The organism is Pseudomonas sp. BGA-UO-ETr-WB11 (genome assembly GCF_059567785.1).
The window spans coordinates 230,575-254,371 of sequence record NZ_JCAQOS010000006.1 but is presented as its reverse complement, the minus strand read 5'-3'; the positions used below and the strand labels follow the sequence as shown (position 1 = coordinate 254,371).

The window sequence follows — 23,797 nt, the reverse complement described above, 5'->3', positions numbered from 1 at the left end:
TTCGCTCAACCCATCCTACGGTTCCAACATGCTGCTTAATTCTCCCTGGCGTTCCGACTTTCCGGCCCTTGCCGCGTTCGCCAGCGAAGGTCAGACCTATCTGGACAGCGCCGCCACTGCGCAAAAGCCGCAGGCAATGATTGCGGCGCTGACCGACTATTACCAACACGGTGCCGCCAATGTGCACCGTGCCCAGCACCTGCCCGGCGAACGCGCCACAAGCGCCTTCGAGGCTGTGCGCGAGCAAATCGCCCACTGGCTGAACGCCGCCAGTAGCGAGCAGATCATCTTTACCCGCGGCAGCACCGAAGCCCTCAACCTGCTGGCTTACGGTTTGGAGCATCAATTCCAACCTGGCGACGAGATCGTCATCAGCGCCCTTGAGCACCACGCCAACCTGCTGCCCTGGCAGCAACTGGCCCAGCGCCGGCAGCTCAAGCTGGTGGTGCTGCCACTCGATCAGCACGGCGACCTCGACCTCGGCGCCGCAGCCCAGCTGATCGGCCCGCGTTGCCGACTGTTGGCCGTCAGCCAACTGTCCAACGTGCTCGGCCGCTGGCTGCCGCTGGCACCATTGCTGGCCCTGGCCAAGGCCCAGGGTGCGCTGACCGTGGTTGATGGCGCCCAGGGCGCCGTCCATGGCCGCCCGGACCTGCAGGCACTGGACTGCGACTTCTATGTATTTTCCGCCCACAAACTCTACGGCCCAGACGGCGTCGGCGTGCTCTATGGCCGACCCGAGGCCTTGGCGCACCTGAACCATTGGCAGTTTGGCGGCGAGATGGTGCAACACTGCGACTACCAGCACGCCAGCTTTCGCCCCGCGCCCTTGGGTTTTGAGGCCGGCACGCCGCCGATTGCCGGGGTGATTGGCCTAGGCGCCAGCCTGCGCTATCTGTGCAGCCTGGATGCCGATGCCGTGGCCAACCACGAAACGGCGCTGCACCACCAACTGCTGGCCGGCCTCAACGCTCGCACTAGCATCCAGTTGCTGGGCACCCCACAGGTAGCCCTGGCCTGTTTTAGCGTGGCAGGCGTGCACCACAGCGACCCGGCCCAACTGCTCTGCGAGCAAGGCATCGCCGTGCGTGCCGGCCAGCACTGCGCCATGCCGCTGCTGGCCAGCCTTGGCCTTGGCGGGGCGATTCGCGTCTCCCTCGGTTTGTATAACGACAGCAGCGACCTCGAACGCTTCTTCAACGCCCTGGATCAAGCTCTGGAGCTGTTGCAATGAGCCTCCCGGCGACCGCCAGCGAAGCCCTGCAAGCGTTCGCCGCCTGCCCCGGCTGGGACCAGCGCGCGCGCCTGCAGATGCAGTGGGGTGAGCGCCTTGAGCCGTTGAGTGCCGAACAGTGCAGCAACGAGCATCTGGTTCAGGGCTGTGCCAGCCAGGTATGGCTACTCGGCCAGCAACACGAGGGCCGCTGGTACTTTCAGGCCGCCAGCGACGCCCGCCTGCTACGGGGTTTGCTGGCCCTGCTGCTGGCGCGGGTCAATGGCCTGACGAGCGAAGAGTTGGCCGCCGTCGACCCGCTCGACTGGCTCACCCAACTAGGCCTGGGCCGTCAGCTCTCCCCCTCGCGCAGCAATGGCTTGAATGCAGTACTACAACGCATGCGCGAACTCACAGACCGCTGAAAAACTACCTGCGTTGCCATCGCTGCGTTAAAAACAGGCCGGGGCGCGGCGTCTAAAAATGCTCATTTACAGCTGTAAGCTCCGCTTTTTAGCCTGTTTTTGCCTTGCGTTGACTGCCTCGCAAACGCTTTTCAACGGCCTGCCCACCAACTAATCGCCCAGCTTGGCCTTGGCCCGCTCCGACGGTCGCCGCGTGCCCGCCACCAGGCGGTCCACGGCTTTGGCGGCAGCGACCATACCGAACGTGGCGGTCACCATCATCACCGCACCGATGCCGCCGCCGCAGTCCAGGCGCACGCTCTGGCCGTCAAAGCGCTTTTGCAGGCAGATGCTGCCGTCTTCCTTCGGGTAGCGCAGCTGCTCGCTGGAAAATACGCAGACGACGCTGTAATTACGCCCCGGCGTGCGCGAAAAACCGTAATCGCGGCGCAGCAACGAGCGCACCGACGAGGCCAGCGGGTCATTGAACACCTTGTTCAGGTCCGCCACCTGGATCTGCGTCGGGTCCAGCTGACCGCCAGCACCGCCGGTGGCGATGATGCGAATCTTGCGCAGCTTGCACCAGGAGATCAGCGCCGCCTTAGCTGCCACGCTGTCGATGCAGTCGACTACGCAATCCAGCTCGGGAGTGATGTACTCGGCCATGGTCTCGCGGGTGACGAAATCCGCCACTGCATGCACCACGCAGGCCGGGTTGATGGCGCGAATGCGCTCGGCCATGACTTCGACCTTGGCCCGACCGACCGTGTCCGTCAGGGCCTGGATCTGTCGATTGCTGTTGCTGATGCACACGTCATCAAGGTCAAACAGGGAGATCTCGCCCACCCCCGAGCGCGCCAGGGCTTCGGCCACCCAAGAGCCCACGCCGCCAATCCCCACCACCGCCACATGGGCCGCAGCCAGGCGCTCGGCGCCTTCGCGGCCGTACAGCCGGGCTACGCCAGCAAACCGCAGTTCATCAATACTCATGCCGCCACCTCGAAAATCAGCCGGCGATTATAAAGCCGAGCGGCCTGAATGACGCGACATAAGTCTGCACGACAGTGCCGCGGTCTATAGTGGGTCGATCACCGATCACGGAGCCCAGCATGCGCAACTTCAGCTTCTACAACCCAACCAAAATCCACTTCGGTGAAGGCCAGATCGCCAAGCTCGGCAAGGAGATCCCACCGGGCAGCCGCGTGCTGGTCACTCACGGCGGCGGCAGCATCTTCAACAACGGCGTCTGGGCTCAGGTCGAACAGGCGCTGCAAGGCTTCAGCATCAGCCGCTTTGGCGGCATCGAAGCCAACCCGCAGTTCGACACCCTGCTGCGCGCCGCCGAGCAAGCCAAAGCCGAGCAGTGCGACTTCATCCTGGCCATCGGTGGCGGCTCGGTCATCGACGGCAGCAAGTTCATTGCCGCCGTGCTCTGCTACGACGGTGACCCCCTCGATCTGCTCACTGGCACCAAAGCCAGCGCCGCACTGCCTCTGGGCTGCGTGCTGACCCTGGCGGCCACGGGCTCGGAGAGCAACCCCCACGGCGTGATCACCCACGCCGAGCGCCAGGAAAAGCTGCCGTTTTTCAGCCCACTGCTGTTCCCGCGCTTTGCCATTCTCGACCCGCGCTGCACCTTCAGCTTGCCGCCACGGCAGATCGGCAACGGCGTGGTGGATGCCTTCGTGCACACCATCGAGCAATACCTCACTTACCCGGCAGACGCGCCGCTACAGGACCGCTACGCCGAAGGCCTGCTGCTGACCTTGATCGAGGAAGGCCCCAAGGCCCTGGAAAACCCGGAAGACTACAACGTGCGCGCCAACCTGATGTGGTGCGCCACTCAGGCCCTCAATGGCCTGCTCGGCTGCGGCGTGCCCCAGGACTGGACCACCCACATGATCGGTCACGAACTCACCGCGCTGTTTCACCTCGACCATGCCCAGACCCTGGCGGTAATCCTCCCCGCCCTGCTGGCCGAACGTCGCGACAGCAAACGCGCCAAGCTGCTGCAATACGCCGAGCGGGTCTGGCAGCAACATGAAGGCAGCGAAGAGCTGCGTATCGACAACGCCCTGGCGGCCACTCGCGAATTCTTCGAGCGCATGGGCGTGGCCACCCGCTTGAGCGCCTACCAACTGGACGGCGGCGTCATTCCCCAGGTACTGGCCCAACTCAAGCAGCACAAACTCACCAGCCTGGGCGAACACCGCGATATTGACCTGGAGGTCAGCGCGCGAATTCTGCTACGCGCTCTTTAGTCCAAGAACTACAGCGGTCAGATCGCGCACAGACGGGTGCGCACAGGCGAACTTAAACCCGCTTTACCAGTCTGACGCAGGCGTGCTCTGCACCACGGCCATCCGAGCATCTGCGGGAGCTATACAGTCACCGGAGGCCGGGGTAGGATGCGCGCCGACTGGCGCAGGCCGGCATGTCCCTCGTTCCACCCTTTGGAACCCAGAATCCTTATGTCATCGCGTAAACTTGGTCTCAACCTGGTGATTTTCGTCGCAATCGCGGCGCTATTTACCGGCATCTGGGCGCTCTACAACCGGCCGGTCAGCGCACCGGAATGGCCAGAGCAGATCTCCGGTTTCTCCTTCTCGCCGTTCCGGCTCGACCAGAACCCGCAGAAGAATACCTACCCCAACGACGAACAGATCCGCGCGGATCTGGAGTTGCTGAGTAAGCAAACGGACAACATCCGTACCTACTCGGTGGAAAACAGCCTGGCCAACATTCCGCGCCTGGCCGAAGAGTTCGGGCTGCGCGTGACCCTGGGCATCTGGATCGGCAACGACCTGGAACGTAACGAACGGGAAATCGCCAAGGCCATCGAACTGGCCAACACCACCCGCAGCGTCGTCCGGGTCGTGGTGGGTAACGAAGCCCTGTTCCGCCAGGAAATCACCCCGGAAGACCTGATCGTCTACCTCGACCGCGTCCGCGCTGCCGTCAAGGTGCCGGTGACTACGTCTGAGCAGTGGCACGTCTGGCAGGAACACCCGGAACTGGCCAAGCACGTCGACCTGATCGCCGCGCACATCCTGCCGTACTGGGAATTCGTGCCGATGGAGGACTCCACCGACTTCGTCCTCGAACGCGCCAAGGACCTGAAAAAGCTCTTCCCGAAAAAGCCCCTGCTGCTCTCGGAAGTGGGCTGGCCGAGCAACGGCCGCATGCGCGGCGGTGCCGACGCCACCCAGGCTGACCAGGCCATCTACCTGCGTACCCTGGTCAGCACCCTGAACGCCAAGGGCTACAACTACTTCGTCATCGAAGCCTTCGACCAACCGTGGAAGGCCAGCGAAGAAGGTTCCGTGGGCGCGTACTGGGGCGTCTACAACGCCGCCCGCCAGCCCAAGTTCGCCTTTGAAGGGCCGATTGTGGCCATCCCGCAATGGCGCGTCCTGGCCATCGGCTCGGTGGTCATGGCCTTGTTGGCCCTGGCCCTGCTGCTGATCGACGGCAGCTCGATGCGCCAGCGCGGCCGCACCTTCCTCACCGTGGTGGCCTTTGCCGGCGGCTCGGCGATGGTCTGGATCGGCTACGACTACAGCCAGCAATACAGCACCTGGTTCAGCCTGACCGTCGGTGGCTTGCTTGGCCTCGGCGCCCTCGGCGTGTTTATCGTGCTGCTCACCGAAGCCCATGAACTGGCCGAAACCGTCTGGCTGCATGCCCGCCGCCGCCCATTCCAGCCGGTGCTCAGCGATAGCACCTTCCGGCCGAAAGTCTCGGTACACGTGCCCTGCTACAACGAGCCGCCAGAGATGGTCAAACAGACCCTCGATGCCCTGGCCAACCTCGACTACCCCGATTTTGAAGTCATCATCATCGACAACAACACCAAGGACCCGGCGGTCTGGGAACCGGTTAAAGCCTATTGCGAAGAACTGGGGCCCCGCTTCCGCTTCTTCCACGTGGCGCCGATTGCCGGCTTCAAGGGCGGTGCGCTGAATTACATCCTGCCGCACACCGCGCCGGATGCCGAAGTGGTGGCGGTGATCGACTCCGACTACTGCGTCGACCGCAACTGGCTCAAGCACATGGTGCCGCACTTCGCCGATCCGAAGATCGCCGTGGTGCAATCGCCCCAGGACTACCGCGACGGCGAAGAAAACAGCTTCAAAAAGCTCTGCTACGCGGAATACAAAGGCTTCTTCCATATCGGCATGGTCACCCGTAACGACCGTGACGCGATCATCCAGCACGGCACCATGACCATGATTCGCCGTACCGTGATGGACGAGCTGAAGTGGGCCGACTGGACCATCTGCGAAGATGCCGAGCTGGGCCTGCGCGTGTTCGAGAAAGGCTACTCCGCCGCCTACGCCCACCAGAGCTTCGGCCGCGGGCTGATGCCGGACACCTTTATCGACTACAAGAAGCAGCGCTTCCGTTGGGCTTACGGCGCCATTCAGATCATGAAAGGCCACGCCCGCAGCCTATTTCTCGGTAAAGACTCGCAACTGACCCGTGGCCAGCGCTACCACTTCGTCGCCGGTTGGCTGCCGTGGATCGCCGATGGTCTGAACATCTTCTTCACCGCCGGTGCGCTGCTCTGGTCGGCAGCGATGATTATCGTGCCGCAGCGGGTCGACCCGCCGCTGATGATCTTCGCCATCCCGCCGTTGGCGCTGTTCTTCTTTAAGTTCGGCAAGATCCTGTTCCTCTACCGCCGCGCCCTGGGCGTGGGTCTGTGGCGCTCGATCCAGGCCGCAGTGGCCGGCTTGGCGCTGTCCCACACCATCGCCAAGGCGGTGCTGTACGGCGCCTTCACCGAGACCATTCCGTTCTTCCGCACGCCGAAGATGGCCTCCAACCACGGCATCATGGTGGCACTGGCAGAAGCCCGCGAAGAGGTGTTTATCATGCTTCTGCTGTGGGGCGCGGCCTTAGGCATCGGCCTGGTGCAGGGTTTCCCCAGCGCCGACGTGAAGTTCTGGGTCGGCATGCTGCTGGTGCAGTCCCTGCCGTACCTGGCGGCCCTGATCATGGCGCTGCTGTCGTCCATGCCACCGGCTAAAAACGACACGGAGGCCAGCCCGGCCTAAGCCTGAGCAACAGTACAAACGGCGGCCAATTGGCCGCCGTTTTGCTTTACCATGGCCGCCTTTTCGCCATTGCTCACTGCGGAGTCGTCATGTCCACCCTCTCCCCCACCCTGGAACTGGCCTGCGACCTGATCAGTCGCCCTTCGGTCACCCCACTGGATGCCGACTGCCAGGCGCTGATGATGAGCCGCCTGCAGGCCCTGGGCTTTGCCATCGAACCGATGCGCATCGAGGACGTGGACAATTTCTGGGCCCTGCATGGCACTGACGGCCCGGTGCTGTGCTTTGCCGGCCACACCGACGTAGTGCCCACCGGCCCGCTGGAGGCTTGGCAGTATCAACCCTTCGACGTACGCATCGACGAGCAGGGCATGCTCTGCGGCCGCGGCGCCGCTGACATGAAAGGTAGCCTGGCGTCGATGATCATCGCCGTTGAGCGCTTTGTCAGTGAGTACCCGGCGCACAAGGGCAGCATCGCCTTCCTGATCACCAGCGACGAAGAAGGCCCGGCCCATCACGGCACCAAGGCCGTAGTCGAGCGTCTGAAAGCGCGCAACCAGCGCCTGGACTGGTGCATTGTCGGCGAGCCGTCGAGCACCACGCTGGTCGGTGACATGGTCAAGAACGGCCGCCGCGGCTCCCTTGGCGCTACCCTCACGGTGCGCGGCCTGCAAGGTCACGTGGCCTACCCGCAACTGGCGAAGAACCCGATCCACCTAGCCGCCCCGGCCCTGGCCGAACTGGCCGCCGAGCACTGGGACGACGGCAATGCCTTCTTCCCGCCAACCAGCTTCCAGATTTCCAACCTGAATGCCGGCACCGGCGCGACCAACGTCATTCCGGGCGAGCTGAAAGCGGTGTTCAACTTCCGCTTCTCCACCGAATCGACCGTTGAAGGCCTGCAACAGCGCGTTGCCGCCATCCTCGACAAACATGGCCTGGACTGGCACATCGACTGGGCGCTGTCCGGCCTGCCGTTCCTCACCGAGCCCGGCGCCCTGCTGGATGCCGTGGCAGCCAGCATCAAACAGGTCACCGGTCGCGACACCGTGGCCTCCACCAGCGGCGGCACCTCGGATGGACGCTTTATCGCCACCATGGGCACCCAAGTGGTCGAACTGGGCCCGGTCAACGCCACCATTCACCAGGTCAACGAGCGGGTACTGGCCAGCGACCTCGACCTACTGACCGAAATCTACTACCAGACCCTGGTGAAGCTCCTCGCATGAGCCTGATTTGTCCGCTCTGCTCGGCGCCGCTGAGCGCCGTCGATAACGGCGTGGCCTGCCCGGCCAATCACCGTTTTGACCGCGCCCGCCAGGGCTACCTGAACCTACTACCGGTGCAACACAAAAACAGCCGCGAGCCAGGCGACAACCTGGCCATGGTTGAAGCCCGCCGGCGCTTTCTCGATGGCGGCCATTACGCACCGCTGGCCAAGCGCCTGGCTGAACTGGCTGCCGGTTATGCGCCTGAGCGCTGGCTGGATATCGGCTGTGGTGAGGGCTACTACACCGCGCAGATCGCCGAGGCCCTGCCCGCCGCCGATGGCTATGCCCTGGATATTTCCCGCGAGGCAGTCAAACAGGCCTGCCGGCGCAGCAAGCAGCTGACCTGGCTGGTGGCGAGCATGGCCCGCGTGCCACTGGCCGACGCCAGCTGCCAACTACTCGCCAGCGTGTTCAGCCCACTGGACTGGCAGGAAGCCAAGCGCCTACTCGCCCCCGGTGGCGGCTTGTTGCGCATGGGGCCGACCGGCCAGCACCTGATGGAGCTGCGCCAGAAGCTCTACGACGAAGTGCGCGACTACGACGACGAAAAACACCTCAGCCTGGTGCCCGACGGCATGCAGCTGGCCCACAGCGAAACCCTGACCTTCACCCTCACGCTCGACACGGCCCAGGCCCGCGCCGACTTGCTGGCCATGACTCCGCACGGTTGGCGCGCCAGCGCCGAACGCCGCGCAGCGGTAATCGACGCCGAGTTACAAGTCACCGTATCGATCCGCTACGATTGGTTCCAACGCGCCAGTTTCTAGAACTTACGAGAACCCCTATGCGCCAGCCCGATATCGAGATTTACCTGAAGGACGCCGATCACCACGCCATCACCGGCTGGTTGAGCGAAGCCCTCGGTCCCTGCAGCCCCTGGCAGCAAAAAGGCCAGACCTATAAATGCACCGCAGGGAGCATCCCGGTCACCTGGCTGCCTAAAGCCGTGGGCAAATGGCACAGCCTGGTGCTGGACAGCGACGCCACCCCTTGGGCCGACGACCTGACGTGTGCCAATGCCGCCTTCGCCGCGCTGAATGTCGAAGTGCGCTGCGCCCCCGGCAGTTGGGAAGAAGAAGAAAGCATCGAACAAGCCGACCGCTGGATGCGCATCAGCAGTGACGGCGTCGAGGAAATCACCTGGCACACCAGCTGATTGCCGCTCGCCAATACAGCGTCGCGCAATTGAGCATCTGCTAGCGGCAAGTCGGGCACGTACACCCGTAGGTTGGCGTTGAGCGCAGCGAAGCCCAACAAGCCGCGACCGAACTCGTTGGGCTTCGTCGCGTTGCGACTCAACCCAACCTACAACTCTCGACAATAAAAAAGGCCGGTCAATGACCGGCCTTTTTTGTACCTACAACCTCTAGCGCTTACGCCGACGCCAGAACCACAGCAACAACACACCCACCGTCAGCAGTAACGGCACCAGGGCGATGTTGACTAACTTCAGGCTGCGGCCCAGGGCGTCGATGTCGGCATTCAGCTGGAAGCGCACTTCGCGCAGCTCCTTGCGAATGCGCACCTTCTCGGCCATGAACTGCTGCAGGGTCGCCTGCTGTTCAGGCGTCAATTGTGGCGACTGAGCGGGATCATCGCTCTGCTGCAGGCTGGCCAGTTGCTGCTCGGTAGCCGCCAAGCGCTGTTGCAGCTCGGCCTCCTGCTCGCGGAACTTGACCTCAGCGGTACGCTGCAGCGCATCCACCACCTCGAACGGCCGGCTGAAACGACCGCGCGAGCGCACGCTGATCAGCGCATCGGAGCCGCTGAGATTATCCAGCGCGTTGATGGTGAAGCTGGCGTTGTCGGCCCACGGCTGCGGCATACGCTGGCCGAAAAAGTCCTGCACCTGCACCCACATACGGTCGCTGAGCAAGTCGGTGTCAGCCACTACGATAACGTTGATGTTGTCGGCGGACTTCAGGCCGTCCTTGCGCCCTTCAATGCCATTGGCAAAGGCCGTCTCGGCCGGACCGCTGATGCGCGCCGCCATGGCGTAGCGCTGGCCGGTCGGTTGCAGCTCGCGGATCAGCTCCTCGGGGTTTTGCAGCAGCGCCAGGCGCTTGCTGTCCACCGGCATGGCGTACACCGAGCTTTGCAGCAGCGGCGTGAAGCGGCTCTTGGCGCCCGCCAGCGGCTCAAGAATGCCGGCACTGGCCAGGGTCAGGGTTTCCAGCCCGGCGGTGCTGACATCGCTCTGGTCCAGCGCCGCACGCGGCAAGCTGAGGAACGCCGCATGACGCACTGCACGCTGGCCTTCGCCCATGCTCAGGGCCATGGCGTAGGCGCCATCGGTCACCACCTGATCGGGCAGCAGTTGCACGCCCCAGGCTTTGAACAGCGCTGGCAGGTCAGAGGTTTTGCTCGCGGCCTCTTCACCCGGCATCGGCATACCACTGTCGATTTCGCTGTAGGGGTCGACAAACGCCAGCAATTTGCCGCCGCGCAGGACGAACTGATCGATGGCGTACAGGCTCTGCTCGGGCAGGTCTTTAGGGTGCACCAGCAGCAGTACCGAGACCTTTTCCGGAATCTGGTCGATGCCAGCTTTCAGGCTCTCGATCTGGAACTGCTGACGGATCTCCTCCATCACCATCCAGGGCTGCGACGGCTGACGGGTTTGCATGTCGAACCCGCCATTCAGCGGCAGGCCACTGAGCACGCCGATCACCGGACGCTCAGGCTTGGCCAGGCTCTGCACCAGACGGCTGAGGTCGTACTCGAGGAACTCTTCCTGATCCAGGGCAAACACCGGGATCGCCTGCGGTACGCCGTCACCGACACGGCCGGCCAGGCCGAAGTACAGCTTGTCGCCACCGGCATTCAGGGGAATGGCCTGCAAACCAAACTCGGCGGCCTGGTCCTCTTCCGCCGAGAACGGCTGCGGATCGACGATATGCAGCTTGAGCTTGCCCTCAGCGGCGCGCTCGTAAGCCTTGAGCATTTCCTCCACGCGCTTGGCGTAGTTGCGCAGGGTCGGCAGGTCCTTGCTGGCCTGATCGGAGTAGAAGAAATACAACTCCACGGGCTGCTCGATCTCGGCCAGGACTTTTTCGGTGCCCGCGGAGATGGTGTAGAGCTTCTGCTCGGTGAGGTCCAGGCGCCAATCACTGAGGCCGACCCGAGCGAGCATATTGAAGGCCAGGAAGGCCAGGGCAATAACCAGCAGCCCGGCGCTGGAATACATCAGCTTTTTCATGTCAGTCAGCCTTCTTCAGGTCGAGCACCACCGCAGTCGCCGCCAGCCAGGCAGCAATCAGGGTGACGAAATACAGCAGGTCGCGCAGGTCGATAACGCCCTTGCTGATGGCCTCAAAGCGGGTCAGGAAGCTCAGCGATGCGACCCCGTCCACCAGCCACTGCGGCGCCCACTGACTGAAGGCATCCAGCACCAACGGGAAACCGCTGAGGATGAACAACAGGCAGACGCTGACGCAGAGGATAAAGGCGATCACCTGGTTCTTCGCCAGCGCCGACATGCACGAGCCAATTGCCAGGAAGCAACCGGCCAGCAGCCAGCTGCCGAGGTAACCGGTGACGATGGCGCCATTGTCCGGCTGGCCGAGGTAGTTGACCGTCAGCACCATCGGGAAGGTCAGCAGCAGCGCCAAGCCGGCAAACACCCAGGCCGCGAGGAACTTGCCGGTGACCGCCTGAAAGCGGGTGATCGGCAACGTCATCAGCAGCTCGATGGTTCCGGACTTGCGCTCCTCCGCCCACAGGCGCATGGCCAGGGCCGGAATCAGGAACAGGTACAGCCACGGGTGGAAATTGAAGAACGGCGCCAGGTCGGCCTGACCGCTCTCGTAGAAACCGCCCATGTAGAAGGTGAACACCCCGGACAGGACCAGGAAGATCAGGATAAACACATAGGCCAGCGGCGTGGCGAAGTAGCTGCCCAGCTCGCGTTTGCAGACCACTGTTAATTGACTCATGCCACTTCCCCCCGGGTCAGGCTGCGGAACACTTCATCCAGGCGGCCACGCTCCACGTCCAGCTCCTTAACCTGCCAGCCACGGGCATGGATCAGCTGATTAACCTGGGCAAAGATCACCTGCCCCGGTTGCGCCAGCACCGTCAGGCTGTGCTCGTTGGCATTTTCTTCCACGCCGGCAACGCCCGGCAGGGCTGCCAACGCGGCCTGGTCGAGGGCGCCGTCGCTGACCAGGGTAACGGCCTGGTGGTAACGCGAACGGCTCTGCAGTTGCAGCGGGGTTTCATCCGCCACGCGCTTGCCGTGGGCAATCACCAGGGCGCGGGTGCACACCGCTGTCACTTCTTCAAGAATATGGGTGGAGATGATCACAATCTTGTCCGCCGCCAGGCTCTGGATCAGGCCGCGCACCTGGTGCTTCTGGTTCGGGTCGAGGCCGTCGGTGGGCTCGTCAAGAATCAGCACCCGCGGATCATGCAGAATCGCTTGGGCCAGGCCAACGCGGCGCTTGAAGCCTTTCGACAGGGTGTCGATGGACTGCTCCAGCACCTTATCCAGCTCCAGCTGGGCCACGGCCTTGGCCACCCGCTGGTGCTTCTCGGCACCGCGATAGCCACGCACTTCGGCAATAAAGCCGAGGAAGCCGCGCACCGTCATGTCGCCATAACAGGGCGCACCTTCCGGCAGGTAGCCGATCTGCCGCTGGGCCTGCAGGGTTTGTCGCTGAATATCGCAACCGAAAATGCTCACCCGCCCGCTAGTCGGGGCGAGAAAACCGCTGAGCATCTTCATGGTGGTGGATTTACCGGCGCCATTGGGGCCGAGAAAACCCAGCACCTCGCCCGCCTGCACCTGAAACGACAGGTTATCGACAGCCGTGTGCTGAGCAAAACGTTTACTCAGGTTGTGTATTTCAATCATGGTCTCTATCCACGCGATCAACGCCCCTCCCACGCCGCGCCAGCCCTGGCGCGGCCGGCGAGACAGGCCGGCAAAATGCCGGCGGACTATAAGGAGTCCGCCGGCGCCTATGCAAGACCGTAATAAAGTCAGGAAGTTGCGCCGCGCCCCAGGCAATCGGGTGACTCGACGGGCGCCATGACAGCCATCAAGGCGCCCACCGCCGGCAGATGCTTTTGCCCACAAGCAGCTGATGGTTCACACTAACGGCCCCGAGCAAATGCTCGTTTCTTCAAACAAGCAGCAGAATTCGTATGACCCGCTCCCCACTTCGCCGTCTTGTCTTTGGTGCCCTGCATCGTTTGCTGTACCTATGGGTGCGCTCGGAGACCATTAATCAGTCCGCCTTCACCCTCAAGCTCGATCGCAGCCGGCCGGTGTTCTATGTGCTGCAACTGCCCTCGGTCAGTGATCTGGCGGTGGTCGACAGCGAGTGCCGCAAAGCCGGCCTGCCGCGACCAATCCTGCCAGTCAGCGTCGGCCAGCTGGATGAGCCCAGCGCGTTCTTTTACCTGACCCCGGAACCCGGTTGGTTTGGTGGCCAGGACAAGCGCGGTGCCTCGCCGACCCTGGTGCGCGTGCTTGACGCCCTGGCGGCCGACGCCAGCCTGGACGCGCAGATCGTGCCGGTCAGCGTGTTCTGGGGACAAACCCCGGCCAGCGAATCCAGCCCATGGAAGCTGCTGTTTGCCGACAGCTGGGCGGTCACTGGGCGCCTGCGCAAGCTGCTGAGCATCCTGATTCTCGGGCGCAAGACCCGCGTGCAGTTTTCCACACCGATTCAGCTACGCGAGCTGGTCGCCCAGGACAAAGGCCAGGAGCGCACCCGGCGGATGGTCCAGCGCCTGTTGCGGGTGCATTTCCGCAACCAGAAAGCCGCGGTTATCGGCCCGGACATTTCCCACCGACGCAACCTGGTCAAGGGCCTGATCCACGGCCCGCAGGTGCACCAGGCGATCCTCGACGAAGCCGAACGCAGCCAACTGCCGCTGGAAAAGGTCGAAGCCCAGGCCCTGCGCTACGGCAACGAGATCGCGTCGGACTACGCCTACACCGCCATCCGCTTCCTCGAAGTGGTGCTCAGCTGGTTCTGGAACAAGATCTACGACGGCATCAAGGTCAACCATATCGAGGGTGTGCAGGAAGTCGCCCAGGGCCACGAGGTGATCTATGTGCCCTGCCACCGCAGCCATATCGACTACCTGCTGCTGTCCTATCTGCTGTTCACCAACGGCCTGACACCGCCGCACATCGCTGCCGGTATCAACCTCAACATGCCAGTGGTTGGCAGCCTGCTGCGCCGCGGCGGTGCCTTCTTCATGCGCCGCACCTTCAAGGGCAACCCGCTGTACACCGCAGTGTTCAACGAATACCTGCACACCTTGTTCAGCAAGGGCTTCCCGGTGGAGTACTTCGTCGAGGGTGGGCGCTCGCGCACAGGGCGCATGCTGCAACCCAAGACCGGCATGCTGGCCATCACCCTGCGCAGTTTCCTGCGCAGCAACCGCCTGCCGGTAGTGTTCGTACCCGTGTATATCGGCTACGAGCGAGTGCTGGAAGGCCGCACCTACCTGGGTGAGTTGCGCGGCGCGAGCAAGAAGAAGGAGTCGATCTTCGACATCTTCAAGGTTATCGGTGCCCTCAAGCAGCGCTTCGGCAGCGTCTGGGTCAACTTCGGCGAGCCGATCAAGCTGGCCGAGTTCCTCGACCAGCAGCAACCAGACTGGCGCAGCCAAACCCTGGCGCCGCAATATCGCCCAACCTGGCTGAATGACGCCACCAACCAGCTGGCCGAACGCATCGCCCGTCACCTCAACGAAGCGGCGGCGATCAACCCGATCAACCTGGTAGCCCTGGCGCTGCTCTCCACCAGCAAGCTGGCCCTGGACGACAAGGCCCTGGCGCGGGTGCTGGACCTGTACCTGGCGCTGCTGCGCAGCGTGCCCTACTCGCCGCACACCACCCTGCCGGAAGGCGATGGCCAGGCGCTGATCGACTATGCCAAGGGCATGGACCTGCTGGCCGAACAGAAGGATGCCCTGGGCAAGATCCACTATCTGGACGAAAACAACGCCGTCCTGATGACCTACTACCGCAACAACGTGCTGCACATCTTCGCCCTACCGGCCTTGCTGGCGAGCTTCTTCCAGAGCAGCGCGCGGATCAGCCGCGAGCAGATCCTGCGCTACACCCGTGCGCTCTATCCGTACCTGCAGTCGGAGCTGTTTATCCGCTGGAGCCTGGACGAGCTGGACGGCGTGATCGACCAGTGGCTGGCGGCGTTCGTCGAACAGGGCCTGCTGCGCGAGGAAGACGGCATGTTCCTGCGTCCGGCACCGAGTTCGCGCCAATTCGTACTGCTGACCCTGCTGTCGCGGGCCATCGCCCAGACCCTGCAACGTTTCTACATGGCCATCGCCCTGGTGCTGAATGCCGGGCAGAACGCCTTGAGCGCCGAGGAACTGGAAGACCTGTGCACGGTCATGGCCCAGCGCCTATCGATCCTGCATGGCCTGAATGCCCCGGAGTTCTTCGACAAGAGCCTGTTCCGCCACTTTATTCAGACCCTGCTGGACGAGGGCGTGCTGCGCCAGGATGAAGCCGGCAAGCTCAGCCACCATCCGCAGCTCAGCGAACTGGTGGAAGGCGCGGCCAAGCGCGTGTTGCCGGCGGAGATCCGCCTGTCGATCCGGCAGGTAGCCCACGACCACGAAAGCCCGGCTGCCGAGTCGCTGATCTAAACCCTCCAAAGCCTGCGGCGCCAGGGCGCCGCAGGCCTGCATTCAATCTGTCAGTACAAGGAAGATCATCATGCTGCGATTTACCACCCTGCTGGCCGGCCTGGCCCTGTCACTCAACAGCTACGCCCTGTCCCTCAGCGACCTGACCCAGCAAGACGCCAGCGGCGGCCTCAAGGACGCCCTCGCCCAAGGCGCCAAGGTGGCCGTGCAGCAACTGGGCAAGCCCGGCGGTTTCAGCGCCAACCCGGATGTGCGCATCGGCCTGCCCGGCAACCTCGGCAAGGCCGCGTCGGCCATGAAGATGATGGGTATGGGCGCCCAGGTCGAGCAACTGGAAGCGAGCATGAACAAGGCTGCCGAAGCCGCCGTGCCGCAAGCTCAAGTGCTGTTGCTGGAAGCGGTGAAAAAGATGACCGTGAGCGATGCGAAAAGCATCCTCAGCGGCCCCAACGACGCCGCCACCACCTACCTGAATAAGAGCAGCCGCGAGCAGCTGCGCGCCAAGTTCCTGCCGATCGTCAAGCAGGCCACCAGCCAAGTCGGCCTGGCCAAGCAATACAACAGCTTTGCCGGCCAAGCCGCGAGCTTCGGTGCCATCGACGCGAAAAGCGCCAACATCGAAAACTACGTCACCGAAGAAGCCCTCGATGGTCTATTCACCATCATTGCCGAGCAGGAAGCCTCGATTCGCGACAACCCCGCTGCAGCGGCCACCAGCCTGGCCAAGAAGGTGTTTGGCGCCAACTGAGTCACCCACAAAAGCAAAACGGCCCGTGCAGCAGACGCTCCACGGGCCGTTTTTTTGGGTTCACTTAAGCCGCCACAGGCGTAGCCCGGATGAAATCCGGGAAACTGTGCAGAGCAACAAGAACCCGGATTTCATCCGGGCTACAAAAATCTGCACAGCGCCGCTTTAGCGCGCCGCCTTGGCCTGCTGATACAGCGGCATGACTTTCGGGATGGCGCCCTGCAGGGCCGCAATCCGGCTGCTGGATGACGGGTGAGTGCTCATAAACTCCGGCGGCGCACCGGCGCTGTTGCTGCTCATCTTCTGCCACAGGCTGATGGCTGCCTGCGGGTCGTAACCCGCCCGTGCCGACAGCTCCAGACCGATCAGATCGGCCTCGTTCTCGTTATCCCGACTGTTGGGTAACGTCATGCTGTACTGCACCACGCTATCCGCCAGGGCCATGCCTTCCTGCCCCAGGCCGAGCAAGGCACCGACGCCCTGCTGGGCCATCTGCGTGGCATAGGCCTTGGACATGGCCTCACGGCCGTGTTCGCGCAGGGCGTGAGCAATCTCATGGCCCATCACCGCGGCCAGTTCGTCGTCACTCAGCTTGAGCTGCTCGATCAGGCCGCTGTAGACGATGATCTTGCCGCCAGGACCGCAGTTGGCATTCAACTCTTCACTGTCAATCAGGTTGACCTGCCAATCCCACTGCGCCGAATCCGGGCGAAACACCGGCGCCTCGGCAATCAATCGCTGGGCAATGGCATTCACGCGCTTGGCATTGCTGCTGTTCTTGTCCAGCACGCCCTTGCCCGACGCCTCGCTGAGGGTCTGCTGGTACGACTGCTCATACATCTGGTTGACCTGTTGGGTCGACAGCATGCTGAACATGTACTGCTTGCGCTCCACCCCCACAGCCCCGCCGCTGGTGGTGTTGACTGCCTGACAACCGGCCAGCCACACCGCCACACTCAACCCCGTCAAACGTACCAACCTGCCCACTGTAACTCTCCTGCGCAATAAGGTGCCTATGCTACTAGGCTGCCGACTCAATCACAGCAACCATGCACTTGCATGATCGCCTACAACACTCTTTGCTATTAGAAAGCTAATGCTTTGCTACATCACTGCCGATATGCCAAGGACAGGCGTAACCCGTAGACCTTGGAGTTCCCATGAAATTCAAATCCATCCAGTTTTCTGTGGCAGCTCTGGCCGGTGCCAGTGTACTGGTCGTGGTGGTGGCCCTCGTGCTGTATGCACTGTTTGCCGGTTCCAGAACCGAAGCGTTGGTGCAACAACGCACCCAGGCGCTGCTGGAAAAAGTCATCAACGAACGCCTGATTGCCTTGGCCAACACCCAGGCCAGCAAGATCCAGCGAGAACTCGAATACGCCCTGACCACGGCCCGCGAGCTGGCCAGCACCAACATGCTGATGGCCCAGACCGATGCCACCGGCTCACCTCAGCTGAATGTCAGCCGTGAAGAGCTCTCCAACCTGGTCAAGCAGGCACTGCAGCGCAACCCCAAGCTGCTGGACTTCTACATCGGCTGGGAACCCAACGCGTTCGATGGTAACGATGACCTGTACAAGGGCCAGGCCGACGCCGGCTATGACGAAACCGGGCGTTTTATGCCCTGGTGGTACCGCAAACCCGATGGCACGCCGGTCGTAGCGGCACTGACAGCGGCGCAAATGGAAAGCACCAAACTGACGCCTACCGGCGTGGCGGAGGGGGAATATTACCTGTGCCCCAAACGCAGCAAGAAGGAATGCGTGATCGACCCTGCGCCGTATGAGTTCAACGGCAAGATGGTGCTGACTGCCTCGTTCAACGCGCCCATTGTGGTCAATGGCAAGTTTCTTGGGGTAGCCGGTAACGACCTGGCCCTGGACTTTATCCAGGACCTGCTCAAACAGGCCGACAAGCAACTGTATGACGGTGCTGGCGAGCTGGCGCTGTTTTCCGCCAACGGCAGCGTGGTAGCCAACACCAAAGACGCTAAAAGTCTCGGCCAGCCGGGCAGCAAGGTCCTCAGTGCCGGCGACCTCAACGACCTCAAGCAACTCAGCGGCGATCAACCCCTGTACAAAACCAATACCGAGGAAGGCCTGATCACGGTATTCATGCCCTTCAACATCAGCAACACCGAGGCCCGCTGGACCCTGATGCTGCAACTGCCGCTGCAAGCGGTGATGGGTGACCTGCAGAAACTGCAGGCCGAACTGCAGGAACAAAGCCGTGAAGACACCTTCGGCATGGCCTTGGTTGGCCTGCTGATCGCCGGCCTCGGCCTGGTTGTGGTGTGGTTCGTGGGCTACGGCATTGCCCGGCCGCTGAAGCAAATGGTGGCCATGCTCGATGACATCGCCCAGGGCGAAGGTGACCTGACCCGCCGCCTGAGCACGGATCGCGTCGACGAATTGGGGGCCATCGCCAATGGCTTCAACACCTTCCTGAGCAAGCTACAGGTGATGATCAGCCAGGTGGTGACCTCGGTACAGAAGGTCAGCGACTCCTCAGAGCACACCGCCGACATCGCCATTCGTACCGACCAGGGCATGCAGAAGCAGATGCAGGAGATCGAGCTGGTCGCCACTGCCGTGCATGAAATGACCGCCACCGCGCAGGATGTAGCGCGCAACGCGACCCATGCCGCCGAAGCCGCCAACCATGCCGACCAGGCCGCCAACAACGGCAAGAGCATTGTGCACAGCACCTCGCAGGCGATTGCCGCCCTGGCCAGTGAAATCGGCCGTGCGGTGACCGTGGTGCAAACCCTGGCCAAGGACAGCGAGAACATCAACGCCATTCTGGTGGCCATCCGCGGGATTGCCGAGCAAACCAACCTGCTGGCCCTCAACGCAGCCATCGAGGCCGCCCGTGCAGGCGAACAGGGTCGCGGCTTTGCCGTGGTGGCCGACGAGGTGCGCAACCTGGCGCAGAAAACCCAGCAAGCCACCGAAGAAATCCAGGCCATGATCCAGCAGCTGCAACACGGCACCCGTGAAGTGGTGAAGGTGATGGAAGACAGTCAGGCGAAAACCGACGACAGCGTCAAACATGCGGCCGAAGCGGCTCAGGCCCTGGAATCCATCACCCAGGCAGTGTCGGTGATCAACGATATGAACACCCAGATCGCCAGCGCCGCCGAGGAGCAAAGCGCAGTGGCTGAAGACATCAACCGCAACGTCACCAATATCGGCCAAGTGGCCAATGAAGTGGCCAGCGGCGCCGACGAAGCCAGCCAGGCCAGTGCCGAATTGACCAAGCTGGCCGAACAACAACGGCGCCTGATCAACCAGTTCCGCGTCTGACTGAGCAGATAGCTGAATAAAAAAGGAGCCCAACAGGGCTCCTTTTTTTTGGCCTTAGAAAAGGCTGTGTGACTTCTAACTGATGCCGTATGGCGTCACGCCGTAGGAGCGGCTTCAGCCGCGAATGTGGCGAACATATCCGCTCGTACACACGCGCAATCGCAGCTTAAACACACTACGTAGGCATACCCACCGAGCAGCCAATCACGCCGGCGTCAGGCACTCCGGCGCATCCAGCTTGGGGTCGTTGACCAGGTTGGCCAGCACCCGTTCACGCATTGCCAGTGGCGGCTTGGCCAACAACGCCTGCAGCTCGGCAGGTGAAGTGTCGGCGGCCAACCATGCCTCCTGCCCGGCCTCATCCAGCAGCAGCGGACGACGCTGATCGGCGGCCGCCTGGGTCACCACGGCCACACTCAGGTAGGCATGCCCTTCCACTGGATAGGCCTCCCAGATCGCGGCGAAATACAGCGGCGACGTCTCATGGGTCAGCCAATACGGGCGCTTGCGCACCGCACCGCGCCACTCATAAAAACCGTTGGCAGGCAGCAGGCAACGGCGCTGGTGGAAGGCTTCACGAAACATCGGTTGTTCGGCCAGGGTTTCCGCCCGCGCCTGGGCAGGGGTGCGCGACCAATCAGTCAGCCAGGGCGGCGTCAGCCCCCAGCGAGCCGAAGCGGCATGACGCTGGCCGGCCTCATGGCGAACCATCAGCACATGAGCGCCGGGAGCGATATTCCAGTGCGGCTGCTGGTCGGCCGGAAAGCCGGGCAAGGCGGTCAGCGCTGGCGGCCAGCGAAACAGGGCATAGCGTCCACACATAAGGGGTGACAACACTCAACAAGCAAGAAGATTCAGCAGAGCAGGACACCGGTAACCTCGACCGATTCATCACTGTCCAGCGGTTGCGCGGCATTGTACGCAGTGATCAGCAGCCGCGCGCGCTCGGCCTGCTCGTCGGCCACTTGCAGGCCGAGCAAGCCACTGACCGGCAACTCACCCATGGCACCCAGCAGGTGGCGGCCACTGAGATGGGCCGTGACCCCTTCGCTGGCGAGCATGGCCAGCAACAGCTCGGCTTCGAGCAAGTCGGCCGGTTCGTAGACCCGCTGCATCAGTCGTCCTCCCGACGTACCTGCAGGTCCCAGCTGTCGCCATCGGTTTGCAACTCGAACTGAATCGGCCGGCAACAGACTGGGCAATCCTCGATGTACTGCTGATCGCCGCCCGAGAGATCCAGCAGCGCCTCTACTGGCTCGCCGCAATAAGGGCACTGATAGTCCTGAGATTCCAGCATCGCAGCCTCCGTGTGACTTGCGGGTATACTTCGTGGTCTATGTGCAGCCTTAACAGCAGATCAAACTGCTGAAGACTTGTTCGAGATCATCGCCAACCTAAGCGTTCACGAACACACTCTCCCCCTGCCGACACCACAACAAGAGAACATGATGGGCGAATTCGATGCCATCCGACCTTACGCCGACGCCGAAGTCCCGGCGGTGCTGGAACGCCTGCTTGGCGACTCCGCATTTCTATCGATCCTCACCCACTTTCGCTTTCCGCGCCTGGCCAACTCCTTCGGCTGGCTGCTTAGACCTCTTATAGCCTATCGCCTGCGCCGTGAGTTGCGCGGCATCCACTCGGTGGCGCAATTGCAGGACCGCGTCGAGCCCTACGTGGACCGCACTATCGAGCGCGCCACCGATGGTGTGACCTACAGCGGCGTGGAGCGCCTGCAGAAAGGCAGTGCCTATCTGCTGCTGGCCAACCACCGCGATATCGTCATGGATCCCGCGTTCGTCAACTACGCGGTCTACCATGCCGGCATCCCGACACCGCGCATCGCGATTGGCGACAACCTGCTGCAAAAACCCTTTGTCAGCGACCTGATGCGCCTGAACAAGAGCTTTATCGTGCACCGCTCCCTGAGTGGGCGCCGGGAGAAGCTGGCGGCGTTCCAGTTGCTGTCGGCCTATATCAACCACTCGATTCGCCATGATTGCCAATCGATCTGGATCGCCCAGGCCGAGGGCCGCGCCAAGGACGGCAATGACCGTACCGATTCGGCGATCCTCAAGATGTTCCATATGAGCCGCAAGGACGAGCCGTTCGCCGAGGTGATCCGCAGCCTCAAGCTGACGCCGGTGTCGATCAGCTACGAATACGACCCCTGCGACCAGGCCAAAGCCCGCGAGCTGTATATCCGCGCCAGCAGCGGCAGCTATGAGAAGAGCCAGGGCGAAGACGACCTCAGCATTGCCCAGGGCATCACCGGCTACAAAGGCCGCGTGCATATCAACTTTGCCGAACACATCAGCCAGGACTTTGCCGACACCAAGCAATTGGCGGCGGAGATGGACCGGCAGATCCTCGCCGGCTATCGCCTGTTCCCCGTGCATTACCTGGCCTACGCCATGTGGCAGGAACGCGACCCACAGCTGCAGGTGCCGACCGCCGCCGAGGTGTTTGCCCCGGCCGAGCTGGCCAAGGCCGAGGCCGAATGGCAGAAACGCCTGAACGCCTGTCCGCCCGAGCAGCAGCCTTACCTGGTGATGCAATACGCCAACCCGGTGCGCAACCAGTACCGCATCAAAGCCGGTTTGCCGCTGTAAAGAGCGGCCAGCAGACACGACAACGGCGACCCTAGGGTCGCCGTTGTCGTTTCCAGCCTGGGTGTTTACAGCCGGGTGCTGTCCCAGGACAAGACCAGGGCAATGGCCAGGCAGGCAAAACCAAATTGATAGAAGAATCGATTCAAGCGCAGGGTCGGCTCGGCATCCAGCACGGCTTCGCCGTGGCCATCGTTCAGCCCATCGACCTGCGCCTCGGCGCGCAACTCACGCTGGCGAGTGGCCAACAACAGCCAGGCGCCCGCACAGGCAAAAAACATCGCCAGCACATTCAGACAACGTCCCGGGTGGGCGGTCAATACCGCGTACAGCGCCTGCAACGACATGTTTGATCTCCGCCGCCCAGCGGGCGCCATAACAACATTACAAAGCCTGGAGCCCTGACCTAAATCTGGGCAAGCCAATACGGCGGCGGAGTCTACCTAAGGCCTGTACTTATGATGCTTGTTTCCGACGAGTTGTCGCCCTATCACCAATCCGTCTGAATACTGTCAACTTCATGACCTAGAGTTGAAAACTCGTCGCGATAGCTTGAGTCGTATATCGAGACCGCCACTCATCTCGCCATGGAGGAACCCGACATGCTGCATGCGCAACCACAAGACCGCGACTACCTGATTGACTCGCTCGACGATGTGGAAACCCTGGTCGACGAACTGTCCATCAACGTTCAAGACCATCACTGGCTGGTGTACTGCGCCATGGGTGGCCACGAACACTACGACTTACCCGATATCGACCCACAGACCGGTATCAGCACTCCCGAGTTGTATATGGCTGCGGCCTGAATTTTCCGCATAAAAAAGCCCCGACCTTGGCCGGGGCTTTTTTGTGTGCAGGCTTTACTGACCGAGCACTTGGCCGATGGTCGGGTCCTTGAACACCCGGCTCAGGGCATCACTCAACACCTCGGTCACCAACTTGGTGTTGGTCTGCTGGTTGGGTGCCATGCCAAAACGCTGATCCATGGACGCCCCGTAGCGACCGTTGTAACGGCGCCCGCCATTTTGCGCATCGACCCGGAAGGTAGCACTGATGGTGGCTTCAGTGACGTACAGACCTTCTTTGGGCGACTGGTACTTGAGCTCGCTGAGGGTCAGGGTCAATTGCGGCGCGTTGTAGGCATTCGCCGTCGGGGTAAAGCCCAGCAGGCGCACGGCAGCTTCTGCCTGAGTCTGCAGCTGTGGCAACAATTGCGGGCCAGCAACAGTGATGGTGCTGGTTTCCGGGTACATGCCACCGCGGGTGCCGAGCACTGGCGACGGACGACCATCCACCACCCGCACCACCACCGGCTGACCACGGCCAACGGCCGCCAGTTGGGTATTGAGAACGGGTTGAGGGCTGAGCTGTTGCGGGCTGTGGACACAACCGGCAAGGGTCAAACTGGCCATAGCCAGCAAACCGAGTAGCAAGCGATGCAGCATGTTCATCTCTCCAAGGGTAGGCACGCGATGGTCGGCAGTATAACCATGGCGGTTGCAGGCTTACAGCCGCGCAGTGCTGTGACCCGTGCGAACCGCTGGGGTTC

Annotated in this window: 22 protein-coding genes and 1 pseudogene; 13 read left to right on the top strand and 10 right to left on the bottom strand. The window is 62.5% G+C overall.

From position 1 onward, the window contains the following. Positions 1-28: 28 nt before the first annotated feature. Together AC56DI_RS10100 and AC56DI_RS10095 are read left to right on the top strand one after the other, a co-directional pair. Positions 29-1,234 carry an aminotransferase class V-fold PLP-dependent enzyme gene (locus tag AC56DI_RS10100; protein ID WP_496346153.1) on the top strand — a complete coding sequence of 402 codons (1,206 nt, stop codon included), beginning with the start codon at positions 29-31 and terminating at the stop codon, positions 1,232-1,234. Further along, the gene (locus tag AC56DI_RS10095; RefSeq protein ID WP_496346028.1) at positions 1,231-1,638 is read left to right on the top strand and encodes a SufE family protein; all 408 of its coding nucleotides are present in this window, start codon (positions 1,231-1,233) and stop codon (positions 1,636-1,638) included. Before AC56DI_RS10100 ends, AC56DI_RS10095 begins: the two co-directional genes overlap by 4 nt. Before the next feature lie 150 nt (positions 1,639-1,788). Here the strand turns inward: AC56DI_RS10095 and tcdA are convergent, their stop codons facing one another. Beyond that, the gene (tcdA, locus tag AC56DI_RS10090) at positions 1,789-2,607 is read right to left on the bottom strand and encodes a tRNA cyclic N6-threonylcarbamoyladenosine(37) synthase TcdA (RefSeq protein WP_496346027.1); all 819 of its coding nucleotides are present in this window, start codon (positions 2,605-2,607) and stop codon (positions 1,789-1,791) included. A 119-nt stretch (positions 2,608-2,726) separates the two neighbouring features. On the opposite strand from tcdA, the gene AC56DI_RS10085 reads away from it, so the two are divergent. The 5 genes from AC56DI_RS10085 to AC56DI_RS10065 all read left to right on the top strand — a co-directional run bounded on the left by AC56DI_RS10085 (position 2,727) and on the right by AC56DI_RS10065 (position 9,104). Next, complete coding sequence (locus tag AC56DI_RS10085) at positions 2,727-3,878, top strand: iron-containing alcohol dehydrogenase (RefSeq protein WP_496346026.1); 1,152 nt, start codon at positions 2,727-2,729, stop codon at positions 3,876-3,878. Positions 3,879-4,088: 210 nt separating this feature from the next. Further along, positions 4,089-6,677, top strand: a complete 2,589-nt coding sequence (locus tag AC56DI_RS10080; protein WP_496346025.1) for a glycosyltransferase — start codon at positions 4,089-4,091, stop codon at positions 6,675-6,677. An 89-nt stretch (positions 6,678-6,766) separates the two neighbouring features. Continuing rightward, the gene (gene dapE / locus AC56DI_RS10075) at positions 6,767-7,906 is read left to right on the top strand and encodes a succinyl-diaminopimelate desuccinylase (RefSeq protein ID WP_496346024.1); all 1,140 of its coding nucleotides are present in this window, start codon (positions 6,767-6,769) and stop codon (positions 7,904-7,906) included. Further along, positions 7,903-8,715 carry a putative RNA methyltransferase gene (locus AC56DI_RS10070; RefSeq protein ID WP_496346023.1) on the top strand — a complete coding sequence of 271 codons (813 nt, stop codon included), beginning with the start codon at positions 7,903-7,905 and terminating at the stop codon, positions 8,713-8,715. Before dapE ends, AC56DI_RS10070 begins: the two co-directional genes overlap by 4 nt. 17 nt (positions 8,716-8,732) lie before the next feature. After that, on the top strand, positions 8,733-9,104 hold the full coding sequence (locus AC56DI_RS10065) for a hypothetical protein (RefSeq protein ID WP_496346022.1): 372 nt from the start codon (positions 8,733-8,735) through the stop codon (positions 9,102-9,104). 210 nt (positions 9,105-9,314) lie between these two features. Here the strand turns inward: AC56DI_RS10065 and AC56DI_RS10060 are convergent, their stop codons facing one another. The 3 genes from AC56DI_RS10060 to AC56DI_RS10050 are packed head-to-tail and all read right to left on the bottom strand — an operon-like array spanning position 9,315 to position 12,803. Next, the gene (locus AC56DI_RS10060; protein WP_496346021.1) at positions 9,315-11,147 is read right to left on the bottom strand and encodes a GldG family protein; all 1,833 of its coding nucleotides are present in this window, start codon (positions 11,145-11,147) and stop codon (positions 9,315-9,317) included. Between the two features lies 1 nt (position 11,148). Continuing rightward, the gene (locus AC56DI_RS10055) at positions 11,149-11,883 is read right to left on the bottom strand and encodes an ABC transporter permease subunit (protein ID WP_324518244.1); all 735 of its coding nucleotides are present in this window, start codon (positions 11,881-11,883) and stop codon (positions 11,149-11,151) included. Further along, positions 11,880-12,803, bottom strand: coding sequence for an ABC transporter ATP-binding protein (locus AC56DI_RS10050; RefSeq protein ID WP_496346020.1), 924 nt, complete (start codon positions 12,801-12,803; stop codon positions 11,880-11,882). Before AC56DI_RS10050 ends, AC56DI_RS10055 begins: the two co-directional genes overlap by 4 nt. A gap of 293 nt (positions 12,804-13,096) precedes the next feature. Here AC56DI_RS10050 and plsB point away from each other — a divergent pair, with 293 nt between their 5' ends. Both plsB and AC56DI_RS10040 read left to right on the top strand, forming a co-directional pair. Then, positions 13,097-15,583 carry a glycerol-3-phosphate 1-O-acyltransferase PlsB gene (gene plsB, locus AC56DI_RS10045; protein ID WP_496346019.1) on the top strand — a complete coding sequence of 829 codons (2,487 nt, stop codon included), beginning with the start codon at positions 13,097-13,099 and terminating at the stop codon, positions 15,581-15,583. 70 nt (positions 15,584-15,653) lie between these two features. Then, positions 15,654-16,331 (top strand): DUF4197 domain-containing protein, encoded by a 678-nt coding sequence (locus tag AC56DI_RS10040; protein ID WP_496346018.1) that lies wholly within the window; start codon positions 15,654-15,656, stop codon positions 16,329-16,331. A 165-nt stretch (positions 16,332-16,496) separates the two neighbouring features. Here AC56DI_RS10040 and AC56DI_RS10035 read toward each other — a convergent pair whose 3' ends face one another. Next, positions 16,497-17,318, bottom strand: coding sequence for a M48 family metallopeptidase (locus AC56DI_RS10035; RefSeq protein ID WP_496346017.1), 822 nt, complete (start codon positions 17,316-17,318; stop codon positions 16,497-16,499). 173 nt (positions 17,319-17,491) lie between these two features. On the opposite strand from AC56DI_RS10035, the pseudogene AC56DI_RS10030 reads away from it, so the two are divergent. Continuing rightward, positions 17,492-18,778 (top strand): annotated as a pseudogene (locus AC56DI_RS10030) (methyl-accepting chemotaxis protein); the annotation flags it as partial. A 15-nt stretch (positions 18,779-18,793) separates the two neighbouring features. Continuing rightward, positions 18,794-19,636: a methyl-accepting chemotaxis protein gene (locus tag AC56DI_RS10025; RefSeq protein ID WP_496346152.1), complete on the top strand. Its 843-nt coding sequence runs from the start codon at positions 18,794-18,796 to the stop codon at positions 19,634-19,636. 204 nt (positions 19,637-19,840) lie between these two features. Here the strand turns inward: AC56DI_RS10025 and AC56DI_RS10020 are convergent, their stop codons facing one another. From AC56DI_RS10020 to AC56DI_RS10010, 3 genes are read right to left on the bottom strand one after another with little or no spacing between them, the layout of a single operon-like run. Beyond that, complete coding sequence (locus tag AC56DI_RS10020; protein WP_496346151.1) at positions 19,841-20,458, bottom strand: SOS response-associated peptidase; 618 nt, start codon at positions 20,456-20,458, stop codon at positions 19,841-19,843. Positions 20,459-20,490: 32 nt separating this feature from the next. Then, on the bottom strand, positions 20,491-20,751 hold the full coding sequence (locus AC56DI_RS10015) for a putative signal transducing protein (protein WP_496346016.1): 261 nt from the start codon (positions 20,749-20,751) through the stop codon (positions 20,491-20,493). Continuing rightward, positions 20,751-20,933 carry a CPXCG motif-containing cysteine-rich protein gene (locus AC56DI_RS10010; protein ID WP_496346015.1) on the bottom strand — a complete coding sequence of 61 codons (183 nt, stop codon included), beginning with the start codon at positions 20,931-20,933 and terminating at the stop codon, positions 20,751-20,753. Before AC56DI_RS10010 ends, AC56DI_RS10015 begins: the two co-directional genes overlap by 1 nt. Positions 20,934-21,081: 148 nt before the next feature. Between AC56DI_RS10010 and AC56DI_RS10005 the strand changes: the two genes are divergently transcribed. Then, on the top strand, positions 21,082-22,248 hold the full coding sequence (locus AC56DI_RS10005) for a 1-acyl-sn-glycerol-3-phosphate acyltransferase (RefSeq protein ID WP_496346150.1): 1,167 nt from the start codon (positions 21,082-21,084) through the stop codon (positions 22,246-22,248). 65 nt (positions 22,249-22,313) lie between these two features. Here AC56DI_RS10005 and AC56DI_RS10000 read toward each other — a convergent pair whose 3' ends face one another. After that, positions 22,314-22,592, bottom strand: a complete 279-nt coding sequence (locus AC56DI_RS10000) for a hypothetical protein (protein WP_496346014.1) — start codon at positions 22,590-22,592, stop codon at positions 22,314-22,316. A 255-nt stretch (positions 22,593-22,847) separates the two neighbouring features. Here AC56DI_RS10000 and AC56DI_RS09995 point away from each other — a divergent pair, with 255 nt between their 5' ends. Continuing rightward, positions 22,848-23,054 (top strand): hypothetical protein, encoded by a 207-nt coding sequence (locus AC56DI_RS09995; RefSeq protein WP_496346013.1) that lies wholly within the window; start codon positions 22,848-22,850, stop codon positions 23,052-23,054. A gap of 54 nt (positions 23,055-23,108) precedes the next feature. Here AC56DI_RS09995 and AC56DI_RS09990 read toward each other — a convergent pair whose 3' ends face one another. Further along, entirely contained in the window at positions 23,109-23,693 is a 585-nt protein-coding gene (locus AC56DI_RS09990; RefSeq protein ID WP_496346012.1) for a YajG family lipoprotein, read from the bottom strand. Positions 23,694-23,797: the final 104 nt, after the last annotated feature.